Here is a 13,425-nt window from a genome sequence, read left to right on the forward strand (position 1 = left end):
ACCGCAGTTCCAGAAGGGTCGACTGCAATGAAGACTGACGTTTCTTCCAGCGTCGCCAGCCTCATCATCATTCCTTGCCTGAACGAGGCAAAGCACATCAAACCCCTGATCGAAAAGCTCGGCCCGGCGCTTGATCAGTTGAACGCCCGCATCGTCGTCGCAGACGGCGGAAGCACCGACGGCACGCGTGAGATCGTCGGCCGTATCAGCGAGACCGACCCGCGTGTCATCCTGCTCGACAATCCCCGCCGCATTCAGAGCGCAGCCATCAATCTCGCGGTCAAGACCTTCGGCCGCGATTATGAATACCTGATCCGGATCGACGCCCACGGCGACTATCCGGCGGATTACTGCCAGAGGCTCGTCGAAGAGGCCGAGCTTACTCAGGCGGATTCGGTCGTCGTCGCCATGGAGACGATCGGATTCGGGATGTTCCAGAAGGCCACTGCTTTCGCGCAGAACTCCAAACTCGGCAATGGCGGCTCGAAGCATCGCGAGGGAGCCAAGGGCCATTGGACCGATCACGGCCACCATGCGCTGATGCGCGTCGCCGCCTTCGAGACCGTCGGAGGCTACGATGAAACGTTCAGCCATAATGAGGACGCGGAATTGGATTACCGTCTTAAAAAGGCGGGCTTTGGCATCTGGATGACAGACAAGACACGGATGATCTATTATCCAAGATCAACCGTTGGAACGCTTTTCCGGCAATATCTCGGCTACGGCCGGGGCCGTGCGAAGAACATCCTGAAGCACGGCAGCATGCCGAACCTTCGCCAGATGCTGCCGCTTGCGGTGGTTCCGGTCTTTATCGGCGCGTTTCTGGCCGTGCTGAGCTGGATTGCGGTCATTCCGTTTAGCCTCTGGGCCGTCGCCTGCGTCGGCTACGGCTTCTGGATGGCAGTCGGCCAGCGCAATCCATACGGGCCGCTTGCCGCGCTGTCGGCCATGGTGATGCATTTCGCCTGGTCGGCCGGTTTCTGGATGGAGCTTCTGAGCTTCCGCAACCGCAAGGCGTCTTGATGAAGGACCAACGCATGCAGATCGATATCGGCGTTTGCACCTATCGCCGCGCCTCGTTGAATGAGGCGCTGCTTTCGCTTGGCGTGCTTGCGGTTCCCGAAAACGTCACCCTGCGCATCATCGTTGCCGACAACGATGTGACGGCGAGCGCGCAGGAACGCGTCGACGCGCTCCGCTCGACGATCCCGCACGAGATCGCCTATGTGCATTGCCCTGCATCCAACATCTCGATTGCCCGCAACGCATGCCTCGAAAATGCCAGGGGCGATTTCCTGGCCTTCATCGACGACGACGAGGATGCCTCAGAAAACTGGCTGGTGGAACTTATGAATGCGGCGGAAAAGACCGGCGCCGATGCGATCCTCGGCCCGGTCCGCAGTGTCTATGCATCGACCGCTCCTGCCTGGATGCGCGAAGGTGATTTTCATTCGACGCTGCCGGTCTGGGTGGGCGAGGAAATCCGCACGGGCTACACCTGCAACGTGCTGCTGCGTCTCGGCTCCGAACATGTGAAGGGCCGCCGCTTCAACCTGGCCCTTGGAAAGACGGGCGGCGAAGACACCGAATTCTTCAGCCATATGCACCGGGACGGAGGACGCATCGCCTATGCTCCCGAAGCGCAGGTCTATGAGGCGGTGCCGGAAAAACGGGCGGAGCTTTCATGGCTCGTGAAACGCCGTTTCCGTTTCGGCCAGACGCATGGACGTCTATTGCAGGAGAGGTATCAGGGTCTCAACCGCCTGAAACAGATCGGACTTGCCACCGCCAAGGCCGGTTATTGCCTCGGCGTGGCGCTCGTCTGCATCCTGGTGCCCGTTCCACGCTATCGCTATGCACTTCGCGGCACGATGCATCTCGGCGTCGTCAGCGGCCTGCTCGGCGTGCGCGAGATACGCCAATATGGCGCAGCAGAGGGGACTGCATGACGAAAGAGCTGCCCGACATCAGCTTCATCATGGCTGCATATAACGCGGCCGAAACGCTTTCGAAGGCGATCGAAAGCGCGCTCGCGCAGACCGGCGTGACCGTCGAGGTCATTGTTGCAGACGATTGCTCGGGCGATGACACGCGCGAGGTGGCCAGCAGCTATTCGCACAGGAATGTCCGTCTGCTCGCGCTCGAAACGAACGGCGGACCGGCTGCAGCGCGCAACGCAGCCATTGCCGCAGCAACGGGCCGGTGGCTTGCCGTACTCGATTCCGACGATGCGATCGAACCGGGGCGGCTGGCCAGGCTGATTGCCCGCGCCGAAAAAGCGGGCGCGCAGATCGCAGTCGACAATCTGCGGGTGATCCGCGCCGATGGCACGCTGCCGGAAACCATGTTTTCCGAGAGCGCGCTGGCAGCCATGCCGGAACTGACGCTGGCCGATTTCATTCGCTCCAATGCGCTTTTCCAGACGACGCATAATTTTGGCTATCTCAAGCCTGTTTTCGAACGAGCCTTCATCGAGCAGCACACATTGCGCTTCGACGAAAATCTGCGGATCGGCGAGGACTATGTATTCCTCGCCTCCGCACTGGCGCTTGGCGCGCGCTGCGTGGTCGAGCCCGTTGCCGGCTATGACTACAATATCCGCGAGGGTTCCATCTCCCGGGTGCTGGAACTTAGGCATATCGAGGCGATGTTGGAGGGAGACAGGGTCTTCCTTGACAAGCATACGCTCGATGTGGAGGCCTCCTCCGCGCAGAAATTCCGGACACGCAGCCTGCAGCAGGCGAGATCGTTCCTTCTCCTTGTCGACAGCATGAAGAACAGATCGATCTCCGGCACGATCAAGGCGGCATGGAGCGATCCGATCGCGCTGCGCCACCTCAAGATGCCGATCGCTGTCCGCATCAACAGATTGGCCGCGGCATTGCGCAATCTCGCCGGCCTCAAGACAGACATTCCAACGTTCGGCGGCGCGCCGCGCTCGCCCAAAGGATGACCTCATGAACCAACGAAACCTGACCCTGCACAGCACGGTACCGAAAGCGTCCGACGATTCCGACAGCTTCATCGATATCGATCGGCTGATTGCGATCCTGTTTCGACGCGCCGGTTCGATCGCGCTTTGCGTCGTCGCGTTCGTGGCGCTTGCTGCCACCTATCTGATCCTTTCGACGCCCGTCTACACATCGATGACGCAGATCCTGCTCGATGACAGCATGACCAAATATGCCGAGGATGAGGCGCCTGCCGCCAGTGCCCAGCAGGTGGATATGCAGATCGCGAGCGCCGTCGAGATTCTGAAGTCGAACGAGTTGGCACTGAGCGTCGTCGATGCTCAAAACCTCTCCGAGAACGGTACCATCCTCGATCCTGGCCAGGGGGCCTTTGAACTGGTGAAATCCGGTGTGAACCTCATTGTCAGCGCCCTGACACCGGGGGGCCCGCCGACCTCGGAGGAGAATGCCCGCAATGGCCGCCGGCAGAAGGCCGCGGCCAAGCTGCAGCAGGCGCTGGCCGTGGAACGCGTTTCCCGCAGTTCTGTGATCGCCGTCGCCTTCCGCTCGACGGACAAGATGTTGGCGGCAAGGGTCACGAAGGCCTATGCCGACGCCTATCTGAGCGACCAGCTCAACGCGAATTTCGACGCAACCGAGCGCGCCTCCGTCTGGTTGCAGGAACGTCTGGCCGACCTGCGCGACCGTTCGCAGCAGGCTGCGCTCGAAGTCGCAAAGTTCAAGACCGAAAATGGCCTGACCTCGGCAAACGGCGAACTGATGTCCGAGCAGCAGCTTGCCGACCTCAACAAGCAGCTCATCGTCGCGCAGGCTGATGCGGCCAGCGCCTCGGCGCGTTACAACCAGTTCAAGTCGATTGTCGATCAGGGTCCGGAAGGTGCGGTCAACAACGCCGCAATTTCCTCCGGCCAGACCGACAATTCCGTGATCCAGGACCTGCGCACACGTTATATCGGGGTTACCCGCCGCGAGCAGGAGATCACCACCAATTTCGGCGCGGACCATCCGCAGGCGGTGCAGCTGCGCACGGAAAAGGAAGACCTGACGCGTCAGATCTTCCAAGAACTCCAGCAGCTTACCTCCAGCTACCGCAATGAGTTCGAGGTTGCGAAATCGCGTCAGGAGTCGCTGCAGGAAAACATCCGGCATCTGACCGGAAAGAACTCCGAATCCGACAAGTCGATCGTCAAGCTCAACGACCTCGAACAGCGGGCAACCGCGCTGAAGACGCTTTATGAAGCCTATCTCGGCCGTTACGAGGAGGCAGCACAGCAACAGTCCTTCCCGATCGCCAAGGCGCGTGTGATTTCCGAAGCCGGTATCCCGACGTCACCGTCGAGCCCCAAGAAGACGATGACGCTCGGTCTGGCGATCGTCCTCGGCCTGATGGCTGGCGGCGCGTTGACGGCATTCCAGGAATTCCGCGAGCGCTTCTTCCGCGTCGAGGGTGACGTTCGCTCCATCCTGGGCCTGAAGTTCCTCGGCTATCTGCCGCTGGTCGGCAAATTGCCGAAGGAGCGCAAGGTCTTCCAACCGCGCAAGACCCCGCTACCCGAGACCCAAGAAGTGCCAGAAGACGGCGCGAGTTTCGAGCGCATCATGCGTATCGTTCTCGAAGCGCCCCGCTCGGTCTTTGCCGAAACGCTACGTAACGCCAAGCTTGCAAGCGACGTCATGTTCCAGGGCAAGAGCGACCGCGTCATCGGTGTCGTCTCCGCCCTCCCCGGCGAAGGTAAGTCGACGACCGCGGCGAACTTCGCAGCACTGCTTGCCTCCAGCGGCAAGCGCACGTTGCTGATCGATGCGGACCTTCGCAACCCGGGCCTGACGCGCATGCTGAAGACCCCGCCGCAGCATGGTCTGGTCGAAGCAGTGCTTGGCGAAGTACCGTGGGCAAGCGCAGTCAGGGTGGACAGCCGCACCAAGCTTGCGATCCTGCCGGTCGTTTCGAACGACAACCTGATGCACACCAGCGAGCTTCTTGCCTCGCAGGGCATGTTCAACTTGATGGAACATGCCCGCAAGATGTTCGACTACATCGTCGTCGACCTTGCACCGCTCGGCCCGGTCATCGACGCAAAGGCCTTCGCGCCCCAGGTCGATGGCTTCCTGTTCGTGACGGAATGGGGCCAGACGCCGACCAGCATGGTCCGCGATATTGTGAATGCCGAACCGCAGATCAAGCAGAAGATCCTCGGCGTCATCCTCAACAAGACGGATATGACCGAACTCGGCAAATTCAGCAACTTCGGCGCAACGGAGCGCTACCACCACAAATATGTCAGCTACTACACGGAGGAAATTCCCCCGAAGCGGCAGTCTGCCGAAGCTTGATCAGGTGGAGAAGAGGTGAACCCGACCCTGCCACAGGCGGGCGACGGTCAGCCTCCCGCTCTTGAAGGCCCGCGTATCCAGGTTGAGCCGCCGCGGCTGGACGTCCGGCTCGCTGCAGGGCGTATGGCCATGAACGACAAGCTTCGGCAGCGCGATGCCGCTGTCGAGGAACCGCTCGCGGATGAAGACGAGGTCGTCGTCGCTCTGCTTGTCGATCGTAACATTTGGGTCGATGCCGGCATGGACGAACAAAACGTCCGGCGTATCGACGAGGATCGGCAGCGCCCGCAGGAAATCGATATGCTGGCGCGGCAGCGATTGGCGGATGAAGCCGTCAAGCTTGGAAGCCGTCGGAAAGATGAGCGGCAGATGCTCGGCGTCGAGACCATAGGAGCGTAGCAGCGAATCGGCGCCCATGCGCATCCATTCGGAAAACGAAATCTTCCCGTCGATATAGTCGAGCATCATGATTTCGTGGTTGCCAGTCAGGCAGATCCGGTCGAAACCTTCCGGCACTGGCCCCATCAGATGCGAAATCACCTGCGCAGATGAAGGGCCGCGGTCGATGTAATCGCCAAGCATGATGATGAGCTTGCGGCCGGGCAAGCGTGCTGCATCCTTGACGATGGTATGTTCGGCCATCTGCAGCAGATCATGCCGCCCATGGATGTCGCCGACGGCATAGATCGGCCTGTCGCCGGGATCGAGCTGAAGGCGTTGCCGGGCGGACGATAGTATCATGGGAACCCCTTGGTCATCTTCAATGGATGAGCCATAATCAATCCTGTGCCTGACTGAAAGCGGCGCCGTCGAGAAGTGAAATGTTTGTGGGATAGTCAGGCATGGACATCTCTATCAAGATGGTAAGAAAATTCAAACCATACTGACTTTGTAGAAAAACCGGCCTTATCATCCCGGTTGTGATCCATCACTCCTATCATCATCGAACAAGAGTACGATCGATGGGAACCGTATCGCAATTTCACGACCGGGCGCGACCGGTCGCACAGCGCATCGGAAGCGAGGAAGAGGCGATCAGCACAGCGCGCGCCCTTGCCGCCGCCTTTCAGCGGCAGTCGAGCGAGCGCGACATCAATCGCATCCTACCCTATCAGGAAATCGACGCCCTCTCGCAATCCGGCCTCGGCGCGATCACCGTTCCGCCCGAATATGAAGGACTGGACGTTACCAATTCGCTGCTCGCCGAAATCGTTGCGATCATCGCTGAGGGCGATCCTTCGATCGGCGAGTTTCTCGAAGTCCATTTTACAGTCCTGGACGGACTTCGGCAAAAGGCTGGCGAAGAGCTGCAGCGCGCCCTCTTTGCGCGAGCACTTGCCGGCGATCGTTTTGCCGCGGCCACTTTTGCGGATGCTGCGGCAGTCAGTTCCCGCGGTCTCGGGTATCGACTGAATGGCCGCAGCAGGTCTTCGCCGGCGGTGCTCTTTGCCGATTGGATCGTGGTCGGACACGATCAGACGGCGCTTTACCTGCCCTGCGACAGCGAAGGCCTTCAACTTGTCGATGATTGGGATGGCCTTGGCCAGCGCACCAACGGCACAGCCGCCATCGCAGCCAGCGACTTGCATGTCAACGCGGATGCAGTCGCGCTTGTCGCGCAGGCGCCATCGGCGATCGGCGAATTGCTGCATGCCGCCGTCGATCTCGGGATCGCGCGTGCGGTTCTTTCCGCCGATGCGGGTGGCGCACAGGCAAACGACGTTGGCAAGCTTGCGATCGGCATAGAGACGGTAGCCGCGCTTCTGGAAAGGGCGGGCCGCAAGCTCGACATCGCGCAGATCAATATGAGCGGCCCGGCGGCCGAAGATGCCTATTTCTCCGCGACTGCGGCGCGCGCCGTCGCAAGTAAGCTCGCCATAGATGCCTCGGGCCTTATTTTCGAACTGATGGGGGAAAACACCGCGAGTATCGGCCTCAATCTCGACCGGCATTGGCGCAACGCCCGCATCCGCGCGCTGAGAACATCCGCCGATGTTCTTCATCAGCGCGCCGCCCAGCATTTGCGTAAGGATCGCTACTAGATCAGCCCGCCGCGAAAACCGGCGACGTCTCGTCGTCTCCATCGCTGAGCTTGCCGCCCTTTTTGACGAATTGCTCGAGCGTCATGTTGTCGAGGATATCGGCGATCGCATCCCGCACTTCGGTCATCGACCGGCGCACATGACAGGTTTCCGGATCCGAACAGTCGTCGCAGGCTTCATAAGCCGTGCGGCTTGCGCAGCGAATGGGAGCGAGCGGCCCGTCAAGCGTGCGGATGACATGGCCGATGCGGATCTCCGACGCCGGCCGCGACAGCGAATAGCCGCCGCCCGGCCCCTTCTTGGAGCGAAGGATGCCGACATTGCGCAGCTCCAGCAGGATCGTATCGAGGAACTTCTTCGGGATATTGTTGCGTGCGGCGACATCGTTGATGAAGGCGGTTTCTCCCGGCGCCAGACGCGCCAGATCAACCAGTGCCTTCAATCCGTATTTTCCCTTTTTGGTCAGCATTTTCGATCGTCCCGCAGATCCCGCGCTGCTTTCTTTTATCCATGCAAATAGCGCCGAAAGCATGAACGCCCAATAAATAGCTATTATTTATATAGGTTAAGTTCAACTCTATGGCTCTCCCCAAAAATCATGATCTGCCTTGAGTTTTTGGCGGAATAATTTCTGGAGGCCGGCGAGCCGCCGCGATGGATGCCGCCAGCCGAAGGCGCTGTCAAAGGAGGACGCAAGGGCTGAGGCACAGCCCACCGTCGATCAGTGGTTCCCGAGCTGTTGTCGCGGGCCTATACCGACGCAGCCGGACGGGTTTGCGCACCTTGGCGCGTGCCCGCCGCCGGATCGCCGCTGAACCGCGCTCGAGAAGAAGAAGGACCTGGCGCAAAACCCAGCATATTGGCGCCAACAGATACGCTGACGCGATCGTCGTCGACGCCGGGCGAGAACTTCGGCCCGCCTGAGTTCGGGTTCATTTGTCATCATCCTACGATACCCATCCTCCCAACCCCTAAAGACGCGCGATGAGCGTCACTTCAGCTTTGCTCAGCGATGACCTTTCGCTCAGCGCTAAAATCTACTTCCAGCTGTATGACAAGTATTGCATTATCGAGCGTAGTTCGTGCGCAACGGCCGGAAGCGACACCCTAGAAGCATTCGCCAAGAGGGCCCCTGAACCAAGGCCAATAGCATTTGTTCATCCCTCGCCCTTAGCGGATTCTAGGAACCCCTTTATTGCGGCGAGGCTACCTGCCGCCTGCTTAATAAGCATCAGCTAATCCTCGCCACAAGTGGTCGGATAGCGTATTCTTCTTGTTCTGCCGTCACCGGCCAAGGCATTGAGGTATGGCGCGCCCGAACGGTCGACAGGGAGAGCTCGCCGCCTAAATAGGTCACCTGACGTGCGCTGCAGGGGGGCGCAACGTGGAGAAAATGAGCGTCAGTCTCAGTCGTCGGATCGAACTGTTGGAGCGGGAGCTTGGCGAGGTCCTGGAACAGCAGACGGCAACAAGCGAGATCCTGCGCGTCATTTCGACCTCACCCAACGACGTGCAGCCGGTCTTCGATGCGATAGCAGAAAACGCAGCGCGGCTGTGCGGGGCAGAATTCTGCTTCGTATTTCGCTTCGACGGAGAACTCCTGCACCCCGTTGCCTATCACGGCGTTTCGCGCGACGGGATCGAAGCGGTACGTGCGAATTTTCCGCAGCGTCCAAATAGAGGCAATGCCACGGGGCGAGCCTTTATCAGCGGTGCCATCGCGCAGATTCCCGACGTGTTTGCCGACCCCGATTATCGGATGCTCTCGCTGGCGACAATCATGTCCTACCGCAGCGCCATTGCCGTGCCGCTCGTGCGGAAAGGTCGTCCGATCGGCTCAATCGCCGTTACTCGACGCGCAGTCGGGTTCTTTCCAGAGCGGCAGGTCGAGCTGCTGCAAACATTCGCCGATCAGGCGGTGATCGCCATCGAGAACGTCCGCCTTTTCGAGGAGGCGCAGGCGCACAATAAAGAAATAACAGAGGCTCTCGAGCAGCAGACGGCAACAAGCGAAATTCTTCGCGCCATCTCGACCTCGCCGACGGACGTGCAGCCTGTGTTCGACACGATCGCCCTCCATGCAGCCCGGCTTTGCAGCGCGCAATTTTGCCACGTGTTCCGTTACGATGGGGAACTGCTCCACTTTGTGGCATATCACCGGCTGGAGCCGGAAGGCGTCGAAGCGGTCCGCGCTCTGTTTCCGGCCCCGCCCAATCGAGGCAGTGCCGCCGGACGCTCGATCCTTAGTCGGTCGGTGGAACAGATAGCGGACCGGCTAGTCGATCCTGAGTATCAGGCTCACACGACGCTTGGCGCCCAGTCCGCAAACTACCGAAGCCTGGTGGCGGTACCGATCATACGCAACAGTAGTCCGATCGGAACGATTGTTGTGGCACGAAACCGGCCCGGACTCTTCCCCGATCGGCAAGTTGAGCTCCTTAACACCTTCGCCGATCAGGCAGGGATAGCGATCGAGAATGTTCGGCTGTTCACCGATCTGGAGCTACGCAACCTCCAGCTGAAAGAGTCACTACAGCAGCAGACCGCAACAGCGGATGTTCTCAAAGTCATCAGCCGGTCCGCCTTCGACCTCCAAACCGTCCTCGACACTCTCGTCGAGTCCGCCGTGCGGCTCTGCGAGGGTTACGACGCGGCAATCTTCCTGAAGGAGGGAGACACGCTTTATCTGAGGGCGCATCATGGACCGATTCCGATCGATTTCGTTGGCTGGCCGGTATCACCGCGCTGGGCTACCGGGCGGGCCGTACTGGACCGAAAGCCGATTCATGTGCCCGACCTCACGGCCGCGCCCGACGAGTTTCCAGACGGCCACAGCATGGCCGTCCGTATGGGCCACCGCACCATCCTGGCAGCGCCCCTGCTGCGGCAGGAGGAAGCAATCGGTGGCCTTGTCATTCGCCGGACGGAAGTCAGGCCGTTCACCGAAAAGCAGATTGACCTCCTCCAGACCTTTGCCGACCAAGCGGTCATAGCGATTGAGAACGTGCGGCTATTCGACGAAGTGAAGGCGCGCACTGCCGAGCTGACGGACGCTCTGGAGCAGCAGACTGCAACAGCCGACGTGCTGAAAGTTATAAGCCGCTCCGCATTCGATCTGCAGGCGGTTCTCGACACCCTCGTAACATCCGCCGCCCGCCTCTGCGAGGCGGATATGGCAACAATGACCCGGCCGATGAGGGACGCGCACTATCCCGTCGCCAGCTACGGCTTCTCGCAAGAATTCGGTGAGTATCTTCGGAATCTCCCGCTCGAGCCGGGGCGTGGCACCATAGTCGGGCGAACCCTGCTGGAGGTTAGGCCCGTCCAGATCGCCGACGTGCTTGATGATCCAGAGTATTCGATGCGCGAGGGACAGAGACTTGGTGGGTTTCGCACAGTGCTCGGGGTGCCGCTCCTGCGCGAAGGGAGCCCGATCGGTGTGCTGGCATTGACCCGCTCGACCGTGCGTCCCTTCACAGAAAAACAGATCGAGTTGGCATCGACATTCGCCGATCAGGCAGTGATCGCGATCGAAAATGTGCGTCTCTTCCAGGAAGTGCAGGCGAGAACCGAGGAGTTGTCGCGCTCGCTCAAGGAACTGAGGATCGCGCAAGATAGATTGATCCAGACGGAGAAACTCGCCTCGCTCGGGCAGCTGACCGCCGGGATCGCGCACGAGATCAAGAACCCACTAAACTTCGTCAACAATTTCTCGGCGCTATCCCTCGAAATGATCGACGAGTTGCAGCAGGCGCTCGACGCCGCGACCGCCGAAGGTGCGGTTCGCGCCGAGATCGATGAGCTCACCGAGGTGCTCAGGGGTAACCTTGGAAAGATTGTCCAGCACGGCAAGCGCGCCGACTCCATCGTCAAGAATATGCTCCTGCACTCGCGCCAGGGGGCGGGCGAGCGGCGGTGTGCCGACATCAACGTCATTGTCGAGGAGAGCTTAAATCTCGCCTATCATGGTGCCCGCGCCGAGAAGCAGGGGTTCAATATAACGCTGGAGAAGTCACTCGACCCGACTGCCGGAAAGGTCGACTTGTATCCCCAGGAGATCACGCGCGTGCTTCTCAACCTCATCTCCAACGGCTTCTATGCGACGAGCAAGCGCGCGGCTTCGGAGTCCCGCGACAGTTATGAGCCGATGCTGGCGGCAGTGACCAGGAATCTCGGCGAGAGCGTTGAGATCATTATCCGAGACAACGGCCTCGGCATCCCGCCGGACGTGAGGGAAAAGATGTTCAACCCCTTCTTCACGACCAAGCCTGCCGGCGAAGGGACCGGCCTCGGCCTGTCTCTCAGTTACGATATTATCGTGAAGCAACATGCCGGTTCAATCGACGTGGACACAGAACTCGGTCACTACACCGAGTTTCGCATCCGACTGCCGCGGATCGCCGCCGGGATCGCAAATCCGGAGGGCAGATCATGAGTCTTCTTATCTTGGTGGTCGACGACGAGCCAGACATCGAGTTGCTCTTCCGACAGCAGTTTCGCCGAGACCTGCGCGCCGGCCGCTTCGTGATGGAGTTCGCCCAGTCGGCGCCAGCCGCACTCAAGCGGATCGCCGATGCCGCCGATGTCACGCTCATTCTCATTCTGTCGGATGTCAACATGCCAGGGATGAGCGGACTGGAGTTGCTGCCGAAAGCGAGGAGCATACGGCCTGATGTGCCGGTGATCATGATCACCGCTTATGGCGATCCGGACACGAAACAGAAGGCTCTGGAAAACGGCGCCGAAGCGCTTCTGACGAAACCGATCGACTTCGCCGCATTGCGAGAGGAAATCGACATGCGAGTTGGGCGCGCCGCATGATAAGCAGTATCCTCGTTGTTGACGACGAACCGGACCTGGAACTCCTCATTGTCCAAAAGTTCCGGACTCAGATTCGCGACGGCACAATGAGCTTTCTGTTTGCTCGCGACGGCGTCGAGGCATTGGCCGTGCTTGCCGGCAACCAGGACGTGGATATGGTGCTCAGCGACATTAACATGCCGCGCATGGATGGTTTGTTGCTTCTGGCGAAGCTTCAGGAGAGGGATGAGAACCTGTGCACGGTAATCGTTTCCGCCTACAGCGACATGGTCAACATCCGAACCGCGATGAACCGCGGCGCCTATGATTTCGTGACCAAACCGATAGATTTCGCCGATCTCGAGGCGACAATCGTCAAGACGATCCACCATGTGGAGGCAATGCGCGAGGCGCAGCGCCGGCAGGCGGCGGCCGAGCAGGCGCGTGCGTCGCTTTCCCGTTACTTTTCGCCTAATCTCGCCGAACGCTTAGCAAGCAGTGCCGACGCCCTCGACCTTGGCGGCGCGCGTCGGGAGGTTGCGTCCCTCTTTACCGATTTGACCGGTTTCACCACCCTCGTGGAGACGATCGACCCGGAAGTGCTCGGTCCGCTGCTCAACGACTACATTGTCGGCATGACCGACATTGTCTTCGCCCATGATGGTACGGTAGCAAAGATAATCGGCGATGCGCTCCACGTGCTTTTTGGCGCTCCTGCCGATCAGCCCGACCATGCCAGTCGGGCCGTCGCCTGTTCGCTCGCTCTTGACGCCTTCGCGCGGTCCTTCCAGGAAGATTGGAGCAGAAAAGGTGTGGCCCTTGGTGCCACCCGGATCGGTGCGCATGCCGGCACGGCTGTTGTCGGAAATTTCGGCGGAGGAAGGTTCTTCGACTACAGCGCCTATGGCGACACCATCAATGTTGCCGCGCGCCTGCAAGTAGCCAACAAGGCGCTGGGCACCCGTATTTGTGTAAGTAGCAGCGTCGCTGAAAAAGTGCCGCATTTTTGCGGTCGTCCCGTTGGCAACCTCTTCCTAAGAGGCAGAGTCGAGCCGATCCGCGCTTTCGAGCCCCTAGAAGCCGAAAAGTGTGCCAGTGCAGAAACACAGGCATACATGGATGCTTTTGAAGAGCTGGCGGCTGGCGATGTTCGAGCAGTCGCATCGTTCGCCGCGTTAGTGGTTCGAAACACTGAGGACCGGCTCGCCAGCTTTCACCTGAAGCGGCTATTAAACGGCGAGTCCAGCACGACAATAAACCTCTAGAAAATGCGGTTA

At 60.0% G+C, this 13,425-nt stretch carries 10 protein-coding genes; 8 read left to right on the plus strand and 2 right to left on the minus strand.

The features are described from left to right. The first annotated feature begins 27 nt into the window (after positions 1-27). The 4 genes from RGR602_RS37210 to RGR602_RS14860 are packed head-to-tail and all read left to right on the plus strand — an operon-like array spanning position 28 to position 5,306. On the plus strand, positions 28-1,023 hold the full coding sequence (locus RGR602_RS37210) for a glycosyltransferase family 2 protein (RefSeq protein ID WP_063856003.1): 996 nt from the start codon (positions 28-30) through the stop codon (positions 1,021-1,023). 14 nt (positions 1,024-1,037) lie between these two features. Further along, positions 1,038-1,949: a glycosyltransferase gene (locus tag RGR602_RS14850; RefSeq protein WP_407692030.1), complete on the plus strand. Its 912-nt coding sequence runs from the start codon at positions 1,038-1,040 to the stop codon at positions 1,947-1,949. Further along, entirely contained in the window at positions 1,946-2,953 is a 1,008-nt protein-coding gene (locus tag RGR602_RS14855) for a glycosyltransferase family 2 protein (RefSeq protein WP_039845744.1), read from the plus strand. Before RGR602_RS14850 ends, RGR602_RS14855 begins: the two co-directional genes overlap by 4 nt. Positions 2,954-2,957: 4 nt before the next feature. Beyond that, a complete protein-coding gene (locus RGR602_RS14860; protein ID WP_039845745.1) occupies positions 2,958-5,306 on the plus strand; it encodes a polysaccharide biosynthesis tyrosine autokinase in 2,349 nt (782 codons plus the stop codon). Here RGR602_RS14860 and RGR602_RS14865 read toward each other — a convergent pair whose 3' ends face one another. Then, positions 5,307-6,047 carry a metallophosphoesterase gene (locus tag RGR602_RS14865; RefSeq protein ID WP_052451574.1) on the minus strand — a complete coding sequence of 247 codons (741 nt, stop codon included), beginning with the start codon at positions 6,045-6,047 and terminating at the stop codon, positions 5,307-5,309. Between the two features lie 221 nt (positions 6,048-6,268). Between RGR602_RS14865 and RGR602_RS14870 the strand changes: the two genes are divergently transcribed. Continuing rightward, entirely contained in the window at positions 6,269-7,348 is a 1,080-nt protein-coding gene (locus tag RGR602_RS14870) for an acyl-CoA dehydrogenase family protein (protein WP_039845746.1), read from the plus strand. A gap of 1 nt (position 7,349) precedes the next feature. Here the strand turns inward: RGR602_RS14870 and RGR602_RS14875 are convergent, their stop codons facing one another. Next, the gene (locus RGR602_RS14875) at positions 7,350-7,817 is read right to left on the minus strand and encodes an RrF2 family transcriptional regulator (RefSeq protein ID WP_039845747.1); all 468 of its coding nucleotides are present in this window, start codon (positions 7,815-7,817) and stop codon (positions 7,350-7,352) included. Positions 7,818-8,741: 924 nt separating this feature from the next. Between RGR602_RS14875 and RGR602_RS14885 the strand changes: the two genes are divergently transcribed. The 3 genes from RGR602_RS14885 to RGR602_RS14895 are packed head-to-tail and all read left to right on the plus strand — an operon-like array spanning position 8,742 to position 13,413. Then, positions 8,742-11,783: a GAF domain-containing protein gene (locus tag RGR602_RS14885; protein WP_223843946.1), complete on the plus strand. Its 3,042-nt coding sequence runs from the start codon at positions 8,742-8,744 to the stop codon at positions 11,781-11,783. Next, a complete protein-coding gene (locus RGR602_RS14890; RefSeq protein WP_039845750.1) occupies positions 11,780-12,169 on the plus strand; it encodes a response regulator in 390 nt (129 codons plus the stop codon). Before RGR602_RS14885 ends, RGR602_RS14890 begins: the two co-directional genes overlap by 4 nt. Further along, positions 12,166-13,413: an adenylate/guanylate cyclase domain-containing protein gene (locus RGR602_RS14895; RefSeq protein WP_039845751.1), complete on the plus strand. Its 1,248-nt coding sequence runs from the start codon at positions 12,166-12,168 to the stop codon at positions 13,411-13,413. The genes RGR602_RS14890 and RGR602_RS14895 overlap by 4 nt, the downstream gene beginning before the upstream one ends. Positions 13,414-13,425 lie beyond the last annotated feature (12 nt).

Origin of the sequence: Rhizobium gallicum bv. gallicum R602sp, assembly GCF_000816845.1 — a bacterium.
Taxonomy (GTDB): domain Bacteria; phylum Pseudomonadota; class Alphaproteobacteria; order Rhizobiales; family Rhizobiaceae; genus Rhizobium; species Rhizobium gallicum.

Coding starts and splice junctions, on each gene's coding strand:
- RGR602_RS14895 (WP_039845751.1), top strand. CDS start 12,166: ATGATAAGCAGTATCCTCGTTGTTGACGACGAACCGGACCTGGAACTC.
- RGR602_RS14885 (WP_223843946.1), top strand. CDS start 8,742: ATGAGCGTCAGTCTCAGTCGTCGGATCGAACTGTTGGAGCGGGAGCTT.
- RGR602_RS14860 (WP_039845745.1), top strand. CDS start 2,958: ATGAACCAACGAAACCTGACCCTGCACAGCACGGTACCGAAAGCGTCC.
- RGR602_RS37210 (WP_063856003.1), top strand. CDS start 28: ATGAAGACTGACGTTTCTTCCAGCGTCGCCAGCCTCATCATCATTCCT.
- RGR602_RS14855 (WP_039845744.1), top strand. CDS start 1,946: ATGACGAAAGAGCTGCCCGACATCAGCTTCATCATGGCTGCATATAAC.
- RGR602_RS14870 (WP_039845746.1), top strand. CDS start 6,269: ATGGGAACCGTATCGCAATTTCACGACCGGGCGCGACCGGTCGCACAG.
- RGR602_RS14865 (WP_052451574.1), bottom strand. CDS start 6,047: ATGATACTATCGTCCGCCCGGCAACGCCTTCAGCTCGATCCCGGCGAC.
- RGR602_RS14890 (WP_039845750.1), top strand. CDS start 11,780: ATGAGTCTTCTTATCTTGGTGGTCGACGACGAGCCAGACATCGAGTTG.
- RGR602_RS14875 (WP_039845747.1), bottom strand. CDS start 7,817: ATGCTGACCAAAAAGGGAAAATACGGATTGAAGGCACTGGTTGATCTG.
- RGR602_RS14850 (WP_407692030.1), top strand. CDS start 1,038: ATGCAGATCGATATCGGCGTTTGCACCTATCGCCGCGCCTCGTTGAAT.